The sequence below is a fragment of the Bifidobacterium rousetti genome (assembly GCF_008698235.1).
GTDB classification, from domain to species: domain Bacteria; phylum Actinomycetota; class Actinomycetes; order Actinomycetales; family Bifidobacteriaceae; genus Bifidobacterium; species Bifidobacterium rousetti.
Genome location: NZ_PEBH01000003.1, coordinates 231,447 through 252,971 on the forward strand (window position 1 = coordinate 231,447; position 21,525 = coordinate 252,971).

Genomic DNA, 21,525 nt, shown 5'->3' on the forward strand with positions numbered 1-21,525 from the left:
CGCTATCCGATCAGCCTGCGCACCGCGTGGATCACGCCGTGATCGGTGTTGGCCGGCGCGAGGTAGTGCGCCGCGGCCTTGAGGTCGTCGTGCGCGTTGGCCATCGCGAACGACCACTCGCCGGCCTCGAGCATCTCCAGATCGTTGAGGTAGTCGCCGAACACGGCGGTCTGCGCGGCGGTAACCCCGAAATGACGCTGCAGCGCGACGACGCCCTGGCGCTTGTTCGTCGCCGGGTCCATGATGTCGACCCAGTGGGCGCCGGAGACGACCACCGCATGCGTGCGCGCCACGTCGCCGAGCAGGTCGGAGGCCATGCCCTCGGCGTCGCCGAAATCGAAGATCGCGAGCTTGAGCACGGTCTCGCCGGGCGTGCCGAGGATCTCGTGCAGGTCGTCGACGACCCTCATCGCCTTGTAGTATTTCGCGCATTCGTCGACGAACGGCTGGTCCTTGCGCTGGATGTACGCGGTCTTGAGCCCGCACACGACCAGTCCGATGTCGTGCGAGCCGGATTCGACCGCGCGATCGACGATGTCGATCAGATCGCGCGTCAGATCCCAGCCGACGCCGTGCACGTCGACGATCTCGCCGTCGGCGACCACGACGTTGCCGTTCTCCGCGACGAACGACATGGCGCCGCCCGACCCGCCGGTCTCCTCCGATCCGTCGGATTCGAACATCGACTTGAGCGTCGCCAGCTGGCGGCCGGATGCGGGCACGAACTCGACGCCACGCGCCTTCAAGTCGTCCAGCAGAGGCCAGAAGTCGTCCGGGATGCGGCTGTCGCCGTCGAGCAGGGTGCCGTCCATGTCCGCCACGACGAGGCGGATGTCATGCGGTCCGGCGGTGATGGTGGTCCAGTCCTGTGCGCTCATAGGTCCTCTCGTTGGTCGTTCGTCGCTGATCGTTCGTCAATAGCCGTTCGTCACTGGTTGTTCAGGCTGGTCGCGACGATCTCGTCGCGGATGCGCGCGGCCTCGGCGGCGTCCGGCCCGGGGGCGGCGGCCATGACGGCCGCGCGGTAGTAGCGCAGTTCGTCAAGCGATTCGATGATGTCCGCGAGCGCGCGATGGCCGCCGTTCTTCGGCGGACGGTTCTCATACACGGCCGGGTACCAGCGGCGGGCGAGCTCCTTGATCGTGCTCACGTCGATGCTGCGGTAGTGCAGGTGGCTCATGAGGTTCGGCATGTAGTGGTCGAGGAACTTCTTGTCGGAGCCGATGGTGTTGCCGGCGAGCAGCGGACGCACGCCGTCCGGGGTGAAACGCGCCACGTACTCGGTGACCTTCCTCTCGGCCTCCTCGAGCGTGAGGCCGTGCTCCCACTCGTTGATCAGGCCGGAACGGGTGTGCATCTGGCGCACGAAGTCGTTCATGTGGTCCACGGCCTTCGGGCTCGGCTTGATGACGTAGTCGACGCCCTCGTCCAGCACGTTCAGGTCGAAGTCGGTGGGCACGACCGACACCTCGACGAGCTCGTCGCCGCCGAAGATGTCGAGTCCGGTCATCTCGCAGTCGATCCAGATGAGGCGCGAATCCTTCGCGCTGTAGGTTTCGGCGTCATGTGCGTCAACCATGATGTGGCCACCTTTCTGATTCTCGTTTTCCCTCGGCTTGACGGCCTGTTCCGCGTCCTACGTGCACGGCACGCGCCGTTCCGCGTGGAACGTTTCAGCGTATAACGAAGCCACTACAAAGATGCGGCGAGTGACGATACATCGCGTCAGGATGCAACCACATGTCATGCATAGCAGCGGTACACAACATCATATGCGCATGGCGCCAACGGTCAATCGAAACCAACTGATGAGAGGAGTCATTCCATGACGCCTTGTGGGGCGCACGCCTGCATATGGTTCCGTACGAACCGGCCCACGGTGGCGGGATGAACATGGTATTTGCGGGCGATGTCGGCCTTGGTGCGACCCTGCCCCAGCATGGCGCGGATGTCATCCTCATAGTCCGATAGCTTCGTGCGCGCCGACAGGCTCCCCACCGGACGGCCCAGCCGCACCCCCTCGGCACGCCTCCTAGCCAATGCCTCCTTGGTGCGCTGGCTGATCAGGTTACGCTCGATCTCCGCGGACAGCCCGAACGCGAACGCCAGCACCTTGCTCTGGATGTCGTCGCCCAGACGGTATCCGTCCTTGATGGTCCACACCCGCACGCCCTTGTCCATGCAGCAGCTGAGCACGTCCATGATCATAAACAGGCTCCTGCCCAAGCGCGACAGCTCCGAGCATACGATCAGGTCGCCCTTGTCGGCCCTGTCCAGCAGGCCGCCCAGCTTGCGCTTGTCCGGCGCCTTCGTGCCACTGACCGTCTCCTCCACCCACTCGTCCACCACCAGACGCTCCCCGGCGCAGAACCGTTCGATCTCGAACCGCTGGTTCTCCACCGTCTGCATGCCCGTGCTCACCCGCACATACCCATAGATCATGGCCACAGTGTCACAGGCGGCATAGGCAATCGGGCGATTTCTCGCAACCGAAGATCGTGTGGGGTGAGATTTCCGACAAGGCTAAGTTCGCGCTTGACGAGAAAGGGACATTCGTGCCCGAAGCGACGACCTTCCTGATGGTAGGTTCCAAGCTTCCAATAATCTTGGGATTCCTTAACTCGCGTCTATCCGAATATTATTTCTCCACGTTGGGAACCACCACTGGCATGGGGACAGTCCGATGGAAGAAATACACCATCGAGCAGCTCCCCATCATCATGCCCCAAGGGGCGGAGAGGAACGAGTTCTTGGAACTCATCCATGAGCGGATCAATTCCCAATACCCGGAACCTAGGCAACAGGAAATTGAGCGGGAAATTGATGCCCACATTGCCAAAAGCATCGGTTTGACCGCGGAGGAAAGCGATTTTATTCGGCGCTTCTCGCTAGCCCAATGATTGTTGGATTGCGGCTTGTTCGGCATCACCAAGCTTGAACAGGTCGTATACTAATGCGTTGATTCGCTGCTCCTCATTCATGGTTGACGTTCCCCGTTGTGCTTGTTCCTGAGCCCTTTGGGCCAGTTCGGTGATCTCGCGGCGCATGGCGTCCGGCACATCCCGGGGAATCGGAATCTGCTCTACGAAGACGGGCTTGTATTCCATGTAGCCGCCGCTGCGGGTGACGCCGACCTGATGCACGTACCAATCCGCCGCCTTGGAATTCAGCACCCCCAGCAGGAACCAGTCGTCGGTGGCGATGAACGGAGATGGCGCACAGACGATGGCATCGTCCTTCACCATGGCGTACTGGGCATGGAGGCAGAGGTTGCCCCACACGATCTTCGGTTGCGAGAAATCGCCCATATAGGCACAATCGCGCAGATTGTACGGCGTGTCACCCTGATCGGCGCGCTTGGACAGCTTCGGCTCGAAGGACTCTAGCCATTCCTTGATTGCCGGATACCTGTCCACATCCACACGCTGCACTTCGGTTCCGTCGTTTTTGTAACCGTTATGGGTCGTGACCAGATAGCAATCCGCGAACTCGTAGCTGTAGCGCTTGATGTCGCGTCCGCGTAGCACGGGACGGATGATCTCAGCGCTCTTCGGGTCGGCGGCGATGAGCTCGTCGCGCCTCTCCTTGGAGATGATGAACGCATCGTTCAAACCAGTCAATACACCGCGGTAAATACGCACGTCAAGCCGCTTGAGCGGTATGCCAGCCTCCTCCATCTTGTGCTTGATGGAGCGCTCCACATCAGTCAGGATGACCCAAGGGCTACCGTCCGGTATCTTCTTGCCCGCGTCCGACTTGCTGGAGCCATCGACATAATTGAACGGAATAGTCACGGCATTGTTCGCGACATAATCGCCGATGTCTGTCAGCGAATTGTCCTCATATCTCACGGCCTGTCGCACCCCGTCCGACTGCCCCTTGGCGAGCAGCATGATATTCGTGTCGACGGTGGCGTTGTTGAAGCGTTCGGCACCTAAATCGATAAGCGAAATCACTTCGGCATTGCGGGCGAAATACTCGCGCAACTCCTTGCCGTACCGGTTGCGCATCCACTTGTTCGACGTGATGTAGTCCAGAACACCATGCTCAGACAGCAACTCCAAACCACGCTCGTAGAACAATTCGTACAGGTCGCCGGTCTTGTTGTACGACCGGTACCCCAGTGACTCGTAGACGGTACGCATGGCCTTCATCTTCTGCAGCTGCACATACGGCGGGTTGCCGATGACCACGTCGAAGACGTCGACGCCAAACATAAAGTCCGGGTCGAAGAACGGCGCGTGCCCCGTCTCGGAAACCGAGGACGCATGGGGATGGAAGTTGGCGATCTGCCGTCCCCGTGGGGAGGATTCGTCCCTGCCACCCAGCTGGGAGGCAAGGGTCTCGAATCGTTGCATCAGGTCGCCCTTCCTCTCCGGATCGGTGGTGGAGAAGTAACGGGCACGGATGTCCTTCAACTGGTCGAACAACTCATCCTCATCGGCCAGATCGAACGCGCCTTGGTTCAGACGATTCAACGACGATGCGTCATCTATCGAAGCGCCGTTAGACTGTTCTGAACCGCGCACATCGGCGGCGGCCAACGGTACCAGCGAATCGGCGCACACGAACTTGAAATCCAGATTCGGCAACGGTTCGACCTGATCAATCGAATCCCGCTCCACGATCATGGACAGCCAGACGCGCAGACGGGCGATCTCCACCGCCATCGGCTCGATATCGGCTCCAAACACGTTGTTCCGCAGGATCTCCAGCTTCTGCCGGTAGGCGTCGGCCGTGGCGGTCTTACCCATCAGACGAGCACGGCATCGCATCAGCAGCTGCAGCATGCCCATGGGGAAGGCTCCAGAACCGCACGCGGGATCCAACACGCGCACATGTTCAAGTGCACCGAGCACCCGGGGCAGCACGGTCCTGGTGTTCGAATTCCACAGAGCCTTGCGCGGGTCACTCTCACTTTCCCACTGCCCGTCCGGCGTGTTCAGCAAGGTGTCGATGCCCGTACAGATGACGTCGTCACCGTCGAACGCACGGTGCAGGTATTGGCGCAACGCCTCGCGGCACATATACGCCACGATCTCTCGCGGCGTATAGAACGCACCTTGGGCGTTGCGCGCGCTTTTGCCAGTGTCGTCCATCTGCTCAGCGAGCAGGGATTCGAAGATGCGTCCCAGCATTTCCGGATCGATGGCCACCTGCTCGTAATCCGGCGTGGACTCATCGGTGGTGAAGTCGTACTGGTCGAAATGCTCATACAGATCGGCGAAGAAGCCATCCGGGAACGGAATCGACCTATCGGAGAAATCGGTGGCCTGTTCCTCGAACAAACCGCCGTTGAGGAACGGCGTGACCATATCTCCGTCTGCGTCACGGCGGTCCTTCGCCGTGTTCAACGTGGCGAAGAACAATCGCTTCAGTTTCCTCTCGTAATAATCGGTGGCATTCAATCCATCGATATTCAAATAGCGCTCATCGGGATTGATGAACCCCTTCTGGTTCAGGAACCATGCAAAGAGGACACGTCCGATCAGACGGCTGGCAAACATCTTCGCGCCATCCTCGTCATAGTCCGCATCGACAAGCGTCTTGACCAGCTCGTTGAATCGTGTCGCGATGCCGGCGTAGAAGCTCTGGTTGACCTCGGCAACATTGAGCGCATCCCAAAGCGTGGCGTGTACATACGCTTTGTCCGCGTCACCGGCGGTTCGCACCGCCTCATCGTCGCCCAATACGCCTTCCAGTTTGCTCAGAATACGTTTCTGCGTGTTCGACAGCGTGCCGCGCAGCTCCATGGTACGCAGGTTGCCTACCTTGGATACCGCGATGATAATCGACGCCGAGCCGGCCGGCGCGAAGAAATTCACTCCAACCGGAAGCCACTCGAATAGCTCGCCGTCCTCCCAATGCTGCATCATCGCCACGCAGGCGCTGATGCGAGACTTCGTGGCGGTCCCCCTCAAACCACTGAATGTGGCTTCGAACAGCTTGTTCTCCTCAGCAAGATCGCAGACGAAGGCCGTCTTCTTCATCTGCGGATGGATAGTGAACCATTCCCGGTGACGATCCACCTCTTTTGGCGAGCGGAGAAGAGCATCATCAACCGCGGTATCGTCAAGAGCGACACCGCGGAGAATGGACATCACCTGCATGGCGACTCGAATGGCCGCGATCTTGCGGTCGATGTCCTCCGCATCGGCGGAGGCATATCGACCGTACTCATCAAGCGACTGCTGCAGACCAGAGAACATAACCATGCCCATTCCTCCCACTCCCGACTGCATGCCCAAGGCTCTAAGGATTGTATACCACCAAGCCCCACGGTGCGACGGCGCCACGCTCCATCACAGGTCGGGGGACATGCTGGCCATGACGGTCCGCCACTTGCCGCCGTCGTCGCCCTTGTCCTGACTGATGTCGTCCAGGAAGGCGTGCCAGTCAGCTATCAACTGTTCGCTAAACTCCAACGGCTGCGAGGAGTCCCTCTTCCTGATTTCCTTTCTCATCCGGCCCATCAGCGTCTCATATCGCTGCTTGGCCTGCACCAGATTCCGGACCGGCCCCAATGCCTGCAGCAAAGACCTCATGCCCAGCTGCCGTTGCAAGAACGTCAGCGGTTCGATTTCGTTCTTCTTCGGCTGGTATCCCGTCGTGGCATCGGACGCCTTGTGCATCCCGACCATGGACAGCGCCGACTTTCCGATGCGCTTTCGATCCAACTGAGCATCATCCAGCCGGCTGGCGTTGTCCTCGGGACCGGTCGCGAGCAAGTCCAAGGCCTCCTCATTCGAAATCGGATCGGCTACTGGCATGGTTCCCGGCTCCACCCGGACAAATCGATAGTTCATACCGTTGCCGATTCCACCGAACTGTTCACACATCATCACCACGGATCGGCGGAGATGCGAATCAGACGGCAGATAGTTCCACTTGTCCTTCGGCATCTTCTCGATACGGTTGACATCCTCTTGCGACGCATGATGTAGGAACTCCCTCAGCGCATATACATGACTGTTTCTCCACGAGAGCATGTCGTTGTCCGCATCCACGGAAGCGATCACGTCTTGGATCTTTGCATCATCTCCGCTATACAGGTCTTGGATGTATTCAATCGGGTTCTCGTCCGCGGAGGTCAGCACGCCCTGATCGGTGCCGATCGAATTCTTGATCGTGTCGATCTTGCCCTGCAGACGGGAAAGCAATCCCAGATAATATTCCAGGTCCTCGGTGGGCGCCATATTGCCGATGAGCACCTTGTCAAAGCACGACCCCAATCGATTCACTCGCCCATTGCGCTGCACCATGCGGACCGGATTCCAGTGAAGGTCATAGTTGATGAGGATAGCCGCGTCCTGCAAGTTCTGTCCCTCCGACAGCACATCCGTGGAGAACAGGTAATCCAGTTCGTATTCCGAATCGGAAAGGGTGTGCTTCTTGGACACCGGGGAGAAACGCCCCACGACATTGTCCAGATCCGAGGAGGCCGCCGTCAGGAACGCTGATTTTCCACCGAAGTCGGGAACATCCTTCTTCAGCAACGCCGGAAGATGTGACTGGAGGTAGTCGATGGTGTCGGCATAGGCACTGAACACGAGCACCTTTCCGCCGAACCGTCCATCATGCAACGCCTTCACGAATTCCCTGGCGAAGGAACCCAGCTTGGCGTCCAGACCGTCGTCGATGCACGTCGACAATATCTTAAGAATCACATCAGTGATGTCCAGATCACGCTTCACATCACGATGCAGCCCTTCCACATCGAAAACAGCCTCGTTCGCCTTGTCGTAGTCGATGCTCCTGTCATCGAGGTTCTGACCCGGATCGCCGATTGCGTCATCCCAGAAGGTCAGGCGCGACTGCTCCTCGTCATCGTCATCCAGCATCGACAGCGCGGATGAACCGATGACATAGCCCCGGTCCAGCCATGTGGAGAACACATCGAGCCGATGACGGTACCGTTCCACGGACAGGCGCAGCGCCTGTAGCGAGGACTCAAGCCGCTTCAGCCAGATGGTCTGCAGGATGTTGTGAATCGTCATCGCCGAACGCAGCCGCGCGCGTTCATCGTCATCGGCGAAGGGCAGCAGCCCCATATCCTCCACGGTCATGTTCCGATAGTCCCACGCATACAGTTGCGACCGGTATATGGGGAAGCCAAGGAGAACCACCAGGGAAAACACATCCCGCACCAAGGACGGGGAGTTGTCCCCGTCGCTGTGGAACCTCTCCGATTCCTGCGCGATGATGTCCAACGGATGGCGCAGACGCTGTGTCTCGTCGGCCAACTCCGCCCCATCCACTTTCAATGGGTCAATGCCCTCGAACACATCGGCATGGCCGCCGATAATGGCTTTGGCCGTCTCCGCCGCCTGCGCCGGGAACGCATAATCAACCGTGTCGAACGTGTTCTCGGGGAAGATCATCGACGGGCCGCCATCGCTCAGCAGCTTCGATTCCTCCTGGACTCCCTGTCTGGTCGAACGGACGATGAAATGGCTGATGCCTTGGGACAGTGGCTGCCGATAGACGTTCCAGTCGAACTTGCCGCCCTTGCTCTCCACGTTCTTTTTCCGGGTATCAAGCCACTGGAGGAATTCGAAGAAGTCCTTGTTACGTACGCCTGAAACAGCCTCACTCGGGTCTTGGTACGACACCATGATCCCGGATTGCCTGCGGCCGCCTAGACCGAGTTCCAGCTCGCTGACCAAATCCTTGAATCCATTGTTGATGGGCGTCGCCGTCAACAACAGCACCTTGGCGTTGGGATTCTGCCCGATCAGGTTTAGAATGGCCTTGAAACGTTCGGAACGCTCGTTACGGAGGTTATGCGCCTCGTCGACGACAATCAGATCGGCGGGATACGAACGACGGTACGCCTCGCCCAGCCGCTGGATGGCCGGAATGTCCTGCTGCGACACCAAGCTGTAGCACGATTCGTCCAGTTTGAAGAAGTTCTGGAGATCCATGCGCCATTGACCCTTCAATTTCGCCGGGGGAAGGATGGCGATGTTCCTCTTGCCTTCCTTCCTGAAGCGGTTGATGACGGCACCGGCAGTCACCGTCTTGCCTAGGCCGACAGAATCAGCAAGAATCGCAGTTCCCATCGTCCTGAGCTTATTGACGAGGATCCCCGCATTGCGCCTCTGATACGCATACAGCACATCCGCATCATCCGTAGCATTGCCATCGTCCAGCTCCGGAGACAGCTCATCAGGGAACAGACGCATCAACGCCCTGATGTACACGTCATACGGACCATAGGTCTTGTTCCCCACGGGAGAACTACTCAGAATCTCCTGGAAATCCCCCGTCCACTCCTTCACCTCGGGCAGGTTCCACATCATGTCAAACCATGAGAGATGACCGTATTGCTGCCCTTCGGCATGCGGCTGAAAGAGGACTATGCCTTCCTTGTCCTCCAGATAGTTCAACTCTGCATTGCCACCGGTTGCAACGTCGGACAGGCCCCGACCCGTGAAATTGGAGGAACCGATGATGCCGACCGCCCCCACTGAGTCATAGGCGCCGAACACATATTCCTTAGCGTGGATGAACGGCCTACGGCAGATACGCACCTGCAGACGTCCCTCGCGAACCATCACTGCCAGAATGCGCGCGGTCTCGCGATAACGCGCCACTTCCTCCTCGGGAAGTTCCCCCAGTCCCTTGAGATCCTCGGCAATATCCGCATCAGGAAAATCCTCATACAAATTCTTCAGCTTGAGATTCCGCCTGGAGAACGGCTCCGCGCCAATCAGAATCCGTACAGAACGGTAATCCTTGATGAGGTCGATCAGCATTGACGTGCCGATCATGTCCCAGTAACCGGTGACGATAGACAGATCCTTATACGCGGGATTGGACGCGACCTGACGAAGAATCGCCCCCAGAGATTGCTTTCTGTTATCGATAAACTGAGTCAAACCCGACATCATCGTCCTCCTTCGTTCGTTCTACGCGATATCGAATACGCCATCATGCTAAATCGCACTTCCCCCCATAGAGAGATATGCATCTTTTTAGATGTTATCGGTGTTTCTCATTCGATGCATCCCAGATCCATCCGATCCGCCACAACGCGACGTCCCCCTCGCGGACGGGCTCCCGAAGGAGCGAGCTGCGAGGAGGACGTCATAGATGCGACGGATCGGGCGCGCACGGACACCGGGCACCACGAACGCACACGGACCGGATCAGTTGTTGTGGAAGCCGGAGTAGTTCGGCGCCTCGGCGGTCATCACGATGTCGTGCGGGTGCGATTCGCGCAGGCCGGCGTCGGTGATGCGGATGAAGCGGCCCTTCTCGGGCATCTCGGCGATGTTGTGGGCGCCGATGTAGAACATCGACTGGTGCAGGCCGCCGATCATCTGGTAGAGCACGGCGTTGAGCGGTCCGCGGTACGGCACCTCGCCTTCGACGCCCTCCGGCACGACCTTGTCGTTGGAGGTGACGTCGGCCTGGAAGTAGCGGTCCTTGGAGTAGGACTTCTTGCCGCGCGGGGCCATGGCGCCGAGGGAGCCCATGCCGCGGTACAGCTTGTACTGCTTGCCGTGCAGCAGGACCTTCTCGCCCGGGGCCTCCTCGCAGCCGGCGAGGGTGCCGCCGAGCATGACGGAGGACGCGCCGGCCACGAGGGCCTTGGCGATGTCGCCGGAGTAGTGGATGCCGCCGTCGGCGATGCAGGGCACGCCGGCCGCGCGGCAGGCCTGGGCGGCCTCGTACACGGCGGTGAGCTGCGGGACGCCGACACCGGCGACGATACGGGTGGTGCAGATGGAGCCGGGGCCGATGCCGACCTTGACGGCGTCGGCGCCGGCGTCGATCATGGCCTGGGCGCCCGAGCGGGTGCCGACGTTGCCACCGATGATCTGCACGCCGTCGAAGGCGGAGTCGTGCTTCAGGCGGGAGATCATGTCGAGGGCCAGACGGGCCTCGCCGTTGGCGGTGTCGACGACGAGCACGTCGACGCCGGCCTCCATCAGGGCGGAGGCGCGCTGCCAGGCGTCGCCGAGGAAGCCGACGCCGGCGGCGACGCGCAGGCGGCCCTGCTCGTCCTTGGTGGCGTCCGGGTACTGCTCGGTCTTGACGAAGTCCTTGACGGTGATCAGGCCGGTCAGGTGGCCTTCGGCGTCGACGAGCGGCAGCTTCTCGACCTTGTGCTTGGCGAGCAGGTCGTGCGCGTCCTCCTTGGAGATGTTGGACGGGCCGGTGACCAGGTTCTCCTTGGTCATGATGTCCTTGACCTTGAGGCGGTCGTAGTCCTCGGAGGCGATGAAGCGCATGTCGCGGTTGGTGATGATGCCGACGAGCTTGTTGTCCTTGTCGACGACCGGCAGGCCGGAGATGTGGAACTTGCCGCACAGCTTGTCGAGGTCGGCGAGGGTGACGTCCGGGTTGACGGTCAGCGGGTCGGTGATCATGCCGGACTCGGAGCGCTTGACGACGTCGACCTGGGCGGCCTGATCGTCGATGGACAGGTTGCGGTGGAGCACGCCGATGCCGCCGTTGCGCGCCATGGCGATGGCCATCTCGGACTCGGTGACGGTGTCCATGGCGGCGGAGAGCACCGGGGCCTTCATCGTGATCTTGCGGGTCAGGTGGGTGGTGGTGTCCACCTCGGAGGGGATGACGTCCGTCTCGTTCGGCAGCAGCAGCACATCGTCATAGGCGAGGCCAAGCTTCGCGAAAATCGGCGGAAGGGGAGCATACGCGGATTCTGCGTTCATATCGAGGTTTGTAGCCATGTGACCACTATATGAAAGTGTGTTGACGTAGGACATCAACATCGCCTATGAGCGCTCCCCCAAGTGTTTCGCATGCGTTCCCCGGCGATTCCACCTTCGTTCATCGGACGTTATGCGATTGTTCACCGCATATCTCTCCCCCAGTCAGCTTTGCTGACAGCCCCGTCGTCAGAGGGGGCCAAAAAGGAGAGGATTCACTTGGAGCTGCGTATGTGCTTGGCGCCTTCGTTTTCGGCGCGGATCTCGGGGATGCGTCGCTTCAGGTACGGGTACATCGTGGCGACGGCGAGCAGGGCGCCGACCACGGCCATGCCGAGGAAGACATGCCACGCCTTGAAGAACAGGATCATCAGGGACCCGAAGCCGATGAGCGCGGCCCACGCCCACAGGATGAGCACGGCCCCCTGCACGGTGTGCCCGATCCGAAGCATCCGGTGGTGCAGGTGCATGCGGTCCGGGTGCATCGGCGACTGGCCCTTCGCCAGACGCCTCGTGATCGCCAGGCACATGTCGAGCACCGGCAGGAACAGCACGAGGATCGGCAGCAGGATCGGCATGAACACCGGCAGATAGACGCTCGTGTGCACGGACGCGGGGTCGATGCGTCCGGTCATCACGATCGACGCGCAGGTGATGAGGTAGCCGAGCAGCATCGAACCGGAATCACCCATGAACAGTTTCGCCGGATGCCAGTTGTGCAGGATGAATCCCACGCAGATGCCGACGAGCGCGACGTCGATGAGTGTGGCCATCGACGCGTACGAGGGCGAGGTGCGCGCGAGTATATAGGAGTAGATCGCGAAGGCGATGCCGCCGATCGCGACGATGCCGGAGGCCAGTCCGTCGAGTCCGTCGACGAAGTTGACCGCGTTGATCGACGCGACGATGAGGAACGCGGTGATCGCCATCGACAGGCTGGGTGAGGCGGTGACGAGCGATCCGAGCGGCAGGGAGATGATCTGCAGGCCTCCCCACGCGACGAACACGGAGATGAGCAGCTGTCCGGCGAGTTTGAGCATCCAGTCGAGATCCCACAGGTCGTCGGCCATGCCGAGCAGGCAGATCATGATCGCGCCGAGCAATACGACCCACGCCTGCCGTGTGGACTCGAACAGCCCTTGGATGAACGGGATGTGGCTGGCGAACAGCATGGCGACGGCGAAGCCGAGCAGCATGCCGAGGCCGCCCATGCGCGGGGTGGGGATGGTGTGCACGTCGCGGGCGCGCACCTCGCCGACGGCGCCGATCTCGATCGCGATGTGGCGGATGAGCGGGGTGAGCAGGTAGGTGGCGCCGCCCGCGATGGCGGCGATGAACAGGTAGATCCTCATGCGCCCAGACCTCCGCCGTTGACGTGCAGGGCCTCGCGGATCGCCGACTGCGGGATCACGCCCTCCCTAAGGATCCGGATGCCGTCACGCTCGTGCGGATCGGCGGCGACGACGGTGCTGGCCACATGGCCCGGCGTGCTGCCGCCGTCCAGATACAGCGGCACGGCGTCACCGAACGCCTCGACCGCCTCGTAGACGCTCTGCGCGCTCTCCCCTCCGGACAGGTTCGCGCTGGAGGCGGCGAGCGGGCCCACCGCGCGCAGGATCTTCAGGCTCAGGGCCGAATTGGGCACGCGCACGCCCTGCGTGCCGTCCTTGGCGAGGGTCTTCAGCGTGCAGCCCTCCTGGGCCACGGAGATCGGGGAGAACGCGCCGGGCAGGAACCGCGCGGCGAGGCGGTTGAGCGGCGCGGGCAGGGCGAGTCCGAGGTCGTCGATCTGGTCGATGTCGGCGAGAAGCACCTGCAGCGCCTTGAACCGCGGTCGGCGTTTCAGCTCGTAGATGCGGTCGAGGGCAGCGCCGTTGCGGGGGTCGCCCGCGATGCCGTACACGGTGTCGGTGGGGATGACCACCAGCCCGCCGTCCCGGATGATCTCGGACGCCTTGGCGAGCGCCTCGTCGTCCACCGTGAGAATCTCGCTCATCGTTCGTCCTCCTCCTCGTTCCGTACGACCCATGAATCGGAACACAATCTATCATTGCATCATTGCGCACGGACCGCACGACCGCCCGGCCGTCCGGCCCCGGCACACGCGAACGTCCCTGCGGCCACTACAATACAGTTATTCGAACAACTCGCCGCCCACCGGCACGCAAAGGAGCTGCACATGACCGACCAGACCATCACCAACGACATTCCCGGCACCCCCGCTTCCGCCGAGGCATCCGATCCGTTCCGCGTGCCGCCCGTCGAGCTGCGCACCCCGCGCCGCTCCGAGCGCGAGGAGATGCTCGACGGCAAGCTGTACGACGTCTCCGATCCAGAGCTCGACGAGCTGCGTCGCAGGGCCGGCGACCTGTGCACCCGGTTCAACGCCACGTCGCGCCACGACGACAGGACCCGCGCCGAGATCCTCGACGAGCTGCTGCCCGGACACGGTGAGAACCTCGACGTGATGGGTCCGGTGTTCTTCGACTACGGATGCCATACGACGATCGGCGACCGCGTGTTCGCGAACTTCAACTTCACCGTGCTCGACTGCGCGCCGGTGACGATCGGCGACGACGTGCTGTTCGGCCCGAACGTCTCCCTGCTGCCGCCGATGCACCCGCTGCGCTGGCAGGACCGCAACGTGCGCAAGCGCGCCGACGGCACCGCGTATGACTACGAGTACGGCGAGCCGATCACGATCGGATCGAACTGCTGGTTCGGCGGCAACGTGACGGTGCTCGGCGGCGTGACGATCGGCGAAGGATGCGTGATCGGCGCCGGCGCGGTCGTCACGAAGAACATCCCCGCCAACTCGGTGGCCGTCGGCAACCCGGCCCGCGTCATCAAGACCATCACCGACAAGGACGCCAGCGTGTATCAGGAGTACGCGCAGTAACGGCAGATTTGGTACCTCCGCATTCGCGCAGCATGTGTCTCTCCCCCAGTCAGCCCATGGCTGACAGCCCCCTCGTCAGAGGGGGCCAAATCAGAGGGACCGAGTCATTCGGTCATTCGCCCCTGACTGCGAAGAGGAAGCGGGGGCGTCCGGTCCAGTCGTTTTCGGTGCGCGCCTCGGCGAAGCCGTTGGCGTGCGCGAAGGCGACGAGCCGGTCACCCTGCGAGATGTCATGCTCCATGACGAGCGCGCCGCCCGAACGCAGCAATCCGGCCGCGCGCAGGATGATCCGCTCGGGGATGAGCACGCCGTCGGCCGACCCGCCGTACAACGCCATGTCCGGGTCGAAGTCGCGCACCTCGGGCTGTTCGGGCACTGCATCGAGCGGCACGTACGGCGGGTTGGTGATGACGATGTCGACGGTGCCGTCGAGCTGCGGCAAGGTCAGCGGACTGGTCGCGTCGCCGCGCTCCAGATGGTAGTTGCCGGCGACCGACGGATACGCGCGCGCGACGATCGCGTGGTTGCGTTCGGTCCATGCGTACGCTTCCGGCGACAATTCGACCGCCCACACCTCGGCGCCCGGCACCTCGCTGGCGACGGCGAGTCCGATCGCCCCGGACCCGGCGCACAGGTCGACGACGCGCGGATGGTACATCCCGTGCCGCGTGATCCAATCCAATCCGGCCTGCACCACGGTCTCGGTCTCCGGCCGCGGGATGAACACCCCCGGCCCGACTGTCAGATCGAGATACCTGAACGGCGCGTGCCCGACGATGTACTGCAACGGCTCGCGCCTCGCACGCCGCCCGATCATCGCGTCGAACCGCTCCACGTCATAGGCGATGTCATCGCCCATCAGCAGCGCCTTGTCCACATCGCGCAGCTCAACGCCGTCACCGGCCGCCTCGGCCATCAGCAGCTTCGCGTCATGCTCCGGCGTCTCGATCCCCGCCGCCCGCAACTCCGCCGCGGCGGCCTTCACCACCTCATTCAGGGACACGGTCACTGCTGCTTGGCGAGGCGTTCGGCCTCGTCGGCCTGGATGTCCGAGTCGATGACCGCCTGCAGGTCGCCGTCGAGCACCTGATCGAGGTTGTACGCCTTGTAGTTCGTGCGATGGTCGACGATGCGGTTCTCCGGGAAGTTGTACGTGCGGATGCGCTCGGACCGGTCGAGCGAGCGCACCTGCGAGTGACGCATGTCGGCGGCCTCGGCGGCCTCCTGCTCGTGCTTCATCGCGAGCAGTCGCGACTTGAGCACGCGCAATGCGGAGGCGCGGTTCTGGATCTGCGACTTCTCGTCCTGCATGCTCACGACGATGCCGGTGGGGATGTGCGTCATGCGCACCGCGGAGTACGTCGTGTTCACGGACTGTCCGCCGGGTCCGGAGCTCATGAAGATGTCGATCTTCAGGTCCTTCGGATCGATTTCGATCTCGTCGTCGTCCTCGTCGGCCTCCGGGAAGACGATGACGCCGGCCGCGGAGGTCTGGATGCGTCCCTGCGATTCGGTGACGGGGATGCGCTGGACGCGATGCACGCCGCCCTCGTATTTGAGGGACGCCCACACGCCGTCCTCGGGGGCGGGCGTGCCCTTGGCGCGGATGGCGACCTGCACGTCCTTGACGCCGCCGAGCTCGGTGCCGTTCTCGGACTGGATGGTGACGGTCCAGCCGCGCTTCTCGGCGTAGCGGGTGTACATGCGCAGCAGGTCGCCGGCGAACAGCGCCGCCTCCTCGCCGCCGGTGCCGGCCTTGATCTCCATGATCACGTCACGGGCGTCATCGGGGTCGCGCGGGATCAGCGCGGTGCGCAGCTTCTCCTCGGCGCCGGGCAGTTCGGCCTCGAGGCGCTTGGCCTCGTCGGCGAAGTCGGGGTCCTCGGACGCCATCTCGCGTGCGGCCTCGAGGTCGTCGCGGACGGAGAGGTACCGCTGGTATGCGGAGACGATGGCGCCGAGTTCGGCGTGACGACGGCCGAGCTTGCGCATCTTGTCGGGGTTCGTCACCACTTCGGGGCTGGCCATCTGCTCTTCGATGGACCGGTATTCCTCCAGCGCGGTCGCGGCCGCGGGGAACTGTTCGTCTGCCATGGCGTCCTTCCTGGGATCTGTGCCGGGGTATGAAAAAAGCCAGTCCGGCGACCGGGCGCGCTGATGCGCGCCGGACCGCGACGGACTGGCCTGAAGTATGCTACTTGGTCCTCTTGCCGTAGCGCTTCTCGAAGCGGGCCACGCGGCCGCCGGTGTCGAGAATCTTCTGCTTGCCGGTGTAGAACGGGTGGCACTTCGAGCAGACGTCAACCGTCATGTGGTCACCGTTGTAGGTGGAACGGGTGACGAAGGTGTTGCCGCACGAGCACAGGACCTCGACGGCATGGTAATCGGGATGGATACCCTGCTTCATGATGTCTCCTAAGGAATTCAGGTGACCCGGGTCGCCATGCCCCTCTGGCTGGCGTGAACCGGAACCTTCGAAATACTAGACGCACACGCCGACAGGAAACGCCGGGATGACGTCGGAGTGGCGCGGGAGTGAACGTGCCCCCGCTGGGACTTGAACCCAGGACCCACACCTTATAAGGGTGCTGCTCTAACCGACTGAGCTACGGGGGCGGACCCACATATTCTATCGGGGGCGGGGACGAGGACGAGGCCTGATCGCGGAGAACGTCCGCAAGGTGTTTCACGAGGTGTTTCACAGCGCACCCCATCACGGCCCACATGTTTCACGGGATGTTTCACGGAAGCGTTCCACATGACAGGCCCGCGCGACAGCCCCGGCCCGCCACGCCCGCCCGGCGCACACACGACACGCCCGAACGAATCAGCGAATCGCACATCCATGTTCGCTTCAAAGGCAAAAGTACCAAAGCGCATGTTCATAACGGCAGCAATGTGAACAGAAGATCAATCCAGCGAACAATATCGACCATTTCGGTTACGCAGAGATGAACGAGGTAAAAAATCGCATTATTTCACCGATTTGAAACATTCCGCCGTGCTACGCTTAGGTCTCGGACGTTCACATGGACGCCTGTTTCAGTCAGTGGAATATACGCTATACGCACATATCACGCAGGCACAATCGAACATGATTCATGTTCGGTTTAGCTGCGGAAGGGGACATCATGGCAGAGGACACCAAGAAGGTCATCACCGTCAACTTCGACATGTTCAACAAGACCCCGGAGGAGAAGACCGCCGAGGCCAACAAGGTCGCCAAGTCGTTCGGCATCAGCGACGAGGCCATCGCCGAGGTCGAGGACTACAAGGCCAAGCTCACCCGCTACGACGCCTGGGACCTGCCGTTCATGGGCTACGTGAACGACGACGGCTACGGCTACGCCTACGTGCCGGACGCGGCCATCGTGCATGAGCCCTACTGGGACGCCCACAAGGCGTTCCTCGCGCTGCCGGAGGACGTGCAGACCGCCTTCGCGATCCGCATGCTGTTCACCCACCGTCCGGTCGACCGCTACGGCGCGAGCATGTTCCTGCACTACCAGCGCGGCTTCCAGGTGAACTTCATCGGTGAGGGCGCCAACAAGTACTGATCCCAGATACCGATCCGGCGCATCCGCAACACAGCAGCAACAACGGAACGCCACACGGACGGAGGGCTCGCGGTCATCGTCGACCGCGAGCCCTCACTGCCCTCCATGGAGCGGACACGCCCCGCCGGCGACCACGGTCACCAGCGCATGTCCTTCAGATCAAGTTTCAGATACGGGTCGCACCCGAACAGCAACCGCACGAGATCAATGAACTTCGGGTTCCATGTGCGCAGGCACGAGGCCAGATGCAACCGGAACCGCGCCGAATCGGGTTTCCTCGCCTGGAAGAGCGGATCGCCCACCATGCGCCACGCGCCGCGTACGCGCGCGATGCGCACCACCACGGCACCGCCCGTGGCGCCGTCGAACGCGGCGGCGGCCGGGAAATCGCGCACGCCGTATATGCCGCCGTTGATCACGTCCTCGAGCACGATCCGCGATTCGGCGGCGTTCGCCTCACGCACCCAGAACCATGAAGCGAAGTTCGTCTTCGCGGTCTCGCACAGCTCCGCGTAGCCGCGCTCCCCCACGTTCTCGTTCTCGTCGCGCGCGTACGCGGACGCGACCGCGAACGGCGTCAATCCCAGCTGGTCGATGTGGTAGTCGAACGTGAACCACTGGTCGAACGCGTCCTCCATCCGCCGCTGGAACTCCTCGGTCCGCGTGCGGAACGGGTTGAGGTTCACCTGGATGAAGAACTCGCGTCTCGCGTCGTCATAGGACTCCGGATCGGCCCGCCGGAACATGCTCGCCACATGGAACGCGGGGATGGTGGCCGGACCACCCCAGTCGTCGCGCCCGCATACCGTCGCCGTCTCGCCCATCGTCATGATGATCGTCCCCTTCCTTGGGGTTCGTGGGATGGCTCCGTCGCCCTCCTCGTGCCTGCCACATTAGGAGGCGGGCCGGCGGCGGGCAAACGCGGCCGGGGATCATGTGGATGCGGTGGATGCAGTTGTGGATAACCCAGCCCCGATGGCGTCTCCGACGACGTCTCCGATGCCATCTCCGACGACGCCGAGCACAACCGATATGAAATTGTTATGAAACTGTTAGCGTTAACCATGACGTGGAATGTATCATGTTGATGACCATTTTCCGCCAGCTGCACGCGTGCGTGGAATCAGAGCCGAACGGACCCGAAAGGACGGCAGGCATGACGTTCACCGAGGAGCAGATCAGGTATCTCGAAGCTCTCCCGGCGGTCGAACACGCGACCGCGACCCGCATCACCTACACGGACGAGTTCAAGACACGGTGCATGGAACGCTATGCGCAGGGCGCCAGCCCGACCACGCTGTTCCGCGAGGCGGGGCTCGATCCGAGGATCGTCGGTTACAAGCGCATCGAACGCAGCTTCGCACGCTGGCGCGAAGTCCACGACGTGCCGGCCCATCCCCGCATCGCCGGTGCTGGCGAGCTGTCGGCCGGAGCCCCCGCCCGGAAGCGCGGCGCCGGCTCCCCCGATCCGCGGGACCTGCTCATCGCCCGCCAGCTCCACCGCATCACCGAACTCGAACGCGAGCTGGCTGAACTGGTCGAACTGGCCGAACTGACGCACGTCAAGGCCGCGTGACGCCCGGAGGAGAGGCGTCCGCCGCCACGGCCGGCACGGACGGCACACGCCCAGATGAACAGACCGCGACCACGGCATGAACAGCGTCGTTTCGGGCGCACGGCAACGTAATACGACTCTTAGACTTGGGATTCGTGACATCCATGGATTCCGCGACGCGACCGTCGCCAACACCGTCGCCAACAGCGTCGTCAGCACCGCTGTCAGAACCGTCTGACGCCGATACAGACCCCCGCGAGCACCCGTATGAGGAGCGCCGGCTTTCGGTGCTCATCGTCAGCGAGTCATCGCTGGAGCAGACCAACGGCGTCTCCGGAAGCGTGAAGCACATCCTCGACCGCTTCGCCGAACGCGGGTTCGACGCGCATGTCATCACCCCGCAACCGGCCCCCGATGACGGCGAATACGACGGATACAACGTGGACACGGTGCCGTCGTGGCCGATCCAGAACTTCAACGTGGCCGTACCGACGAAGACGTCGGTGATCCACATGATCGAGGAGCTGCCCCGCCCGGACATCATCCATGTGGCGGCGCCGATCTCGAAGCTCGGCCATGCGGCGCTGATCGCCGGCGAGGAACTGGGCATCCCGACGGTGGCGATCTATCAGACCGATGTGGCGCAGTATGCGCGACGGTTCGTCCGCGAGGCGCTGGACGGCGTGGTGGACGGCGTCATGCCGAAGCACACCGGATGGCTGCGTAAGGTGAGCAAGGCCTCGGGCGAGAGCGCCGAGCAGATCGTGGGCGCCCGCATCGCGCAGATGCACAACATGGCCACGCTGACGCTCGCGCCCACCAAGCAGGCGGGCGAACGGCTCGCCGCGTTCGGCGTCGACCCCTCCCTGGTACGCCCGTGGGGGCGCGGGGTCGACTCGTGGCTGTTCAACCCTCGCCGCCGCAGCCGCGACGAGGTGCGTCGCCTGCATGACAAGTGGAGCGGCGACGGCGCCCGACCGGTCGTCGGATACGTGGGCAGGCTCGCCCCGGAGAAGCAGGTCGAACGGCTCACGGCGCTGGACGGGCTCGGCATGCGGCTGGTCGTCGTGGGAGGCGGCCCGTGCGAGGAGGAGCTGCAGGAGCTGCTGCCGAACGCGGTGTTCACCGGCATGCTGCACGGCGATGAACTGGCCGACGCCTACGCGGCGTTGGACGTGTTCGTGCACACCGGCGCCGAGGAGACGTTCGGGCAGACGATCCAGGAGGCGATGGCGAGCGGCCTGCCGGTCGTGGCACCGGCCGCCGGAGGCCCGATCGACTTGGTGGACGACGGACGGACCGGACTGCTGTTCGACCCCGATGACGACGATGACCTGCGTTCGTGCGTGGAACGCCTGATCGAGGATCCCACGTTGCGCGAGACCATGGGGTTCAACGGGCTCGCGGCGGTGAAAAGCCGTACGTGGCCGGCGCTGGTGGATCAGCTGATCGGCTACTACCGGCTCGCCTCAGAACTGCGGATGGCGATGACGGCGTAGGTTCAGGATCGGTCTTCGGCCGATGCTGCGCTCCCCGCGACCCTATCGGGCGCTCTTCTTCTCTCCCCCAGCCGGCTTCGCCGACAGCCCCCTCATCAGAGGGGGCCACACATACGAAAAACGGGCTTCCGAATGATCGGAAGCCCGTTGCTGGCGACCCCGGCCGGACTTGAACCGGTGACCTCCGCCGTGACAGGGCGGCGCTCTAACCAACTGAGCTACGGGGCCGTGTGTTTCCCGCTCTCGCGAGGCACGAGTGGATATATTACACACTTTCCCACGATCGCAAAACCCGGCGTGTCGCGTGCCGTATCACGCATCATGTCGCGCGTCA

Annotated in this window: 16 protein-coding genes, 2 tRNA genes and 1 pseudogene; 5 read left to right on the forward strand and 14 right to left on the reverse strand. The window is 62.6% G+C overall.

The genetic code is table 11. The features are described from left to right. Positions 1–2: 2 nt before the first annotated feature. The 3 genes from CSQ85_RS05445 to CSQ85_RS05455 form a co-directional block, all read right to left on the reverse strand. Entirely contained in the window at positions 3–878 is an 876-nt protein-coding gene (locus CSQ85_RS05445; protein ID WP_150383200.1) for a Cof-type HAD-IIB family hydrolase, read from the reverse strand. 50 nt (positions 879–928) lie between these two features. After that, positions 929–1,579 (reverse strand): oligoribonuclease, encoded by a 651-nt coding sequence (gene orn / locus CSQ85_RS05450; protein WP_150383201.1) that lies wholly within the window; start codon positions 1,577–1,579, stop codon positions 929–931. Between the two features lie 239 nt (positions 1,580–1,818). Beyond that, positions 1,819–2,442: a master DNA invertase Mpi family serine-type recombinase gene (locus CSQ85_RS05455; RefSeq protein ID WP_150383202.1), complete on the reverse strand. Its 624-nt coding sequence runs from the start codon at positions 2,440–2,442 to the stop codon at positions 1,819–1,821. Positions 2,443–2,489: 47 nt separating this feature from the next. Between CSQ85_RS05455 and CSQ85_RS05460 the strand changes: the two are divergent. Further along, positions 2,490–2,900, forward strand: a pseudogene (locus tag CSQ85_RS05460) (TaqI-like C-terminal specificity domain-containing protein); the annotation flags it as partial. Here the strand turns inward: CSQ85_RS05460 and CSQ85_RS05465 are convergent. The 5 genes from CSQ85_RS05465 to CSQ85_RS05485 all read right to left on the reverse strand — a co-directional run bounded on the left by CSQ85_RS05465 (position 2,889) and on the right by CSQ85_RS05485 (position 13,677). After that, the gene (locus tag CSQ85_RS05465) at positions 2,889–6,215 is read right to left on the reverse strand and encodes an Eco57I restriction-modification methylase domain-containing protein (RefSeq protein WP_190972909.1); all 3,327 of its coding nucleotides are present in this window, start codon (positions 6,213–6,215) and stop codon (positions 2,889–2,891) included. The pseudogene CSQ85_RS05460 and the gene CSQ85_RS05465 sit on opposite strands and share 12 nt — an antisense overlap. Before the next feature lie 87 nt (positions 6,216–6,302). Beyond that, positions 6,303–9,890, reverse strand: a complete 3,588-nt coding sequence (locus CSQ85_RS05470) for an SNF2-related protein (protein ID WP_190972910.1) — start codon at positions 9,888–9,890, stop codon at positions 6,303–6,305. Positions 9,891–10,151: 261 nt separating this feature from the next. Then, on the reverse strand, positions 10,152–11,702 hold the full coding sequence (gene guaB / locus CSQ85_RS05475; RefSeq protein ID WP_107041293.1) for an IMP dehydrogenase: 1,551 nt from the start codon (positions 11,700–11,702) through the stop codon (positions 10,152–10,154). Between the two features lie 194 nt (positions 11,703–11,896). Continuing rightward, positions 11,897–13,033, reverse strand: a complete 1,137-nt coding sequence (locus CSQ85_RS05480) for an MraY family glycosyltransferase (protein ID WP_107041292.1) — start codon at positions 13,031–13,033, stop codon at positions 11,897–11,899. Next, on the reverse strand, positions 13,030–13,677 hold the full coding sequence (locus CSQ85_RS05485) for an L-threonylcarbamoyladenylate synthase (RefSeq protein WP_150383206.1): 648 nt from the start codon (positions 13,675–13,677) through the stop codon (positions 13,030–13,032). Before CSQ85_RS05485 ends, CSQ85_RS05480 begins: the two co-directional genes overlap by 4 nt. Before the next feature lie 303 nt (positions 13,678–13,980). On the opposite strand from CSQ85_RS05485, the gene CSQ85_RS05490 reads away from it, so the two are divergent. Then, positions 13,981–14,580, forward strand: a complete 600-nt coding sequence (locus CSQ85_RS05490) for a sugar O-acetyltransferase (protein WP_150383256.1) — start codon at positions 13,981–13,983, stop codon at positions 14,578–14,580. Between the two features lie 112 nt (positions 14,581–14,692). Here CSQ85_RS05490 and prmC read toward each other — a convergent pair whose 3' ends face one another. The 4 genes from prmC to CSQ85_RS05510 form a co-directional block, all read right to left on the reverse strand. Then, positions 14,693–15,583, reverse strand: a complete 891-nt coding sequence (prmC, locus tag CSQ85_RS05495) for a peptide chain release factor N(5)-glutamine methyltransferase (protein ID WP_150383207.1) — start codon at positions 15,581–15,583, stop codon at positions 14,693–14,695. A gap of 2 nt (positions 15,584–15,585) precedes the next feature. Then, positions 15,586–16,674, reverse strand: coding sequence for a peptide chain release factor 1 (gene prfA / locus CSQ85_RS05500; RefSeq protein WP_107041290.1), 1,089 nt, complete (start codon positions 16,672–16,674; stop codon positions 15,586–15,588). Positions 16,675–16,774: 100 nt separating this feature from the next. Next, complete coding sequence (gene rpmE / locus CSQ85_RS05505) at positions 16,775–16,987, reverse strand: 50S ribosomal protein L31 (protein WP_043164901.1); 213 nt, start codon at positions 16,985–16,987, stop codon at positions 16,775–16,777. A 135-nt stretch (positions 16,988–17,122) separates the two neighbouring features. Beyond that, positions 17,123–17,196, reverse strand: a tRNA-Ile gene (locus CSQ85_RS05510). 515 nt (positions 17,197–17,711) lie between these two features. Here CSQ85_RS05510 and CSQ85_RS05515 point away from each other — a divergent pair. Next, complete coding sequence (locus tag CSQ85_RS05515; RefSeq protein WP_107041289.1) at positions 17,712–18,137, forward strand: glycerophosphodiester phosphodiesterase; 426 nt, start codon at positions 17,712–17,714, stop codon at positions 18,135–18,137. Positions 18,138–18,274: 137 nt separating this feature from the next. Here the strand turns inward: CSQ85_RS05515 and CSQ85_RS05520 are convergent, their stop codons facing one another. Then, positions 18,275–18,967 carry a hypothetical protein gene (locus CSQ85_RS05520; RefSeq protein ID WP_150383208.1) on the reverse strand — a complete coding sequence of 231 codons (693 nt, stop codon included), beginning with the start codon at positions 18,965–18,967 and terminating at the stop codon, positions 18,275–18,277. A 251-nt stretch (positions 18,968–19,218) separates the two neighbouring features. Between CSQ85_RS05520 and CSQ85_RS05525 the strand changes: the two genes are divergently transcribed. Together CSQ85_RS05525 and CSQ85_RS05530 are read left to right on the forward strand one after the other, a co-directional pair. Further along, on the forward strand, positions 19,219–19,713 hold the full coding sequence (locus CSQ85_RS05525) for a hypothetical protein (protein ID WP_223846858.1): 495 nt from the start codon (positions 19,219–19,221) through the stop codon (positions 19,711–19,713). A 266-nt stretch (positions 19,714–19,979) separates the two neighbouring features. Next, positions 19,980–21,191, forward strand: coding sequence for a glycosyltransferase family 4 protein (locus CSQ85_RS05530; RefSeq protein ID WP_223846859.1), 1,212 nt, complete (start codon positions 19,980–19,982; stop codon positions 21,189–21,191). A 151-nt stretch (positions 21,192–21,342) separates the two neighbouring features. Here the strand turns inward: CSQ85_RS05530 and CSQ85_RS05535 are convergent. Beyond that, a tRNA-Asp gene (locus tag CSQ85_RS05535) sits at positions 21,343–21,419 on the reverse strand. Positions 21,420–21,525: the final 106 nt, after the last annotated feature.

Excerpts from the sequence above, each read along its gene's own strand:
- CSQ85_RS05445 (WP_150383200.1), bottom strand. The coding sequence starts at position 878 with ATGAGCGCACAGGACTGGACCACCATCACCGCCGGACCGCATGACATC.
- orn (WP_150383201.1), bottom strand. The coding sequence starts at position 1,579 with ATGGTTGACGCACATGACGCCGAAACCTACAGCGCGAAGGATTCGCGC.
- CSQ85_RS05455 (WP_150383202.1), bottom strand. The coding sequence starts at position 2,442 with ATGATCTATGGGTATGTGCGGGTGAGCACGGGCATGCAGACGGTGGAG.
- CSQ85_RS05465 (WP_190972909.1), bottom strand. The coding sequence starts at position 6,215 with ATGGTTATGTTCTCTGGTCTGCAGCAGTCGCTTGATGAGTACGGTCGA.
- CSQ85_RS05470 (WP_190972910.1), bottom strand. The coding sequence starts at position 9,890 with ATGTCGGGTTTGACTCAGTTTATCGATAACAGAAAGCAATCTCTGGGG.
- guaB (WP_107041293.1), bottom strand. The coding sequence starts at position 11,702 with ATGGCTACAAACCTCGATATGAACGCAGAATCCGCGTATGCTCCCCTT.
- CSQ85_RS05480 (WP_107041292.1), bottom strand. The coding sequence starts at position 13,033 with ATGAGGATCTACCTGTTCATCGCCGCCATCGCGGGCGGCGCCACCTAC.
- CSQ85_RS05485 (WP_150383206.1), bottom strand. The coding sequence starts at position 13,677 with ATGAGCGAGATTCTCACGGTGGACGACGAGGCGCTCGCCAAGGCGTCC.
- CSQ85_RS05490 (WP_150383256.1), top strand. The coding sequence starts at position 13,981 with ATGCTCGACGGCAAGCTGTACGACGTCTCCGATCCAGAGCTCGACGAG.
- prfA (WP_107041290.1), bottom strand. The coding sequence starts at position 16,674 with ATGGCAGACGAACAGTTCCCCGCGGCCGCGACCGCGCTGGAGGAATAC.
- rpmE (WP_043164901.1), bottom strand. The coding sequence starts at position 16,987 with ATGAAGCAGGGTATCCATCCCGATTACCATGCCGTCGAGGTCCTGTGC.
- CSQ85_RS05515 (WP_107041289.1), top strand. The coding sequence starts at position 17,712 with ATGGCAGAGGACACCAAGAAGGTCATCACCGTCAACTTCGACATGTTC.
- CSQ85_RS05520 (WP_150383208.1), bottom strand. The coding sequence starts at position 18,967 with ATGACGATGGGCGAGACGGCGACGGTATGCGGGCGCGACGACTGGGGT.
- CSQ85_RS05525 (WP_223846858.1), top strand. The coding sequence starts at position 19,219 with ATGTTGATGACCATTTTCCGCCAGCTGCACGCGTGCGTGGAATCAGAG.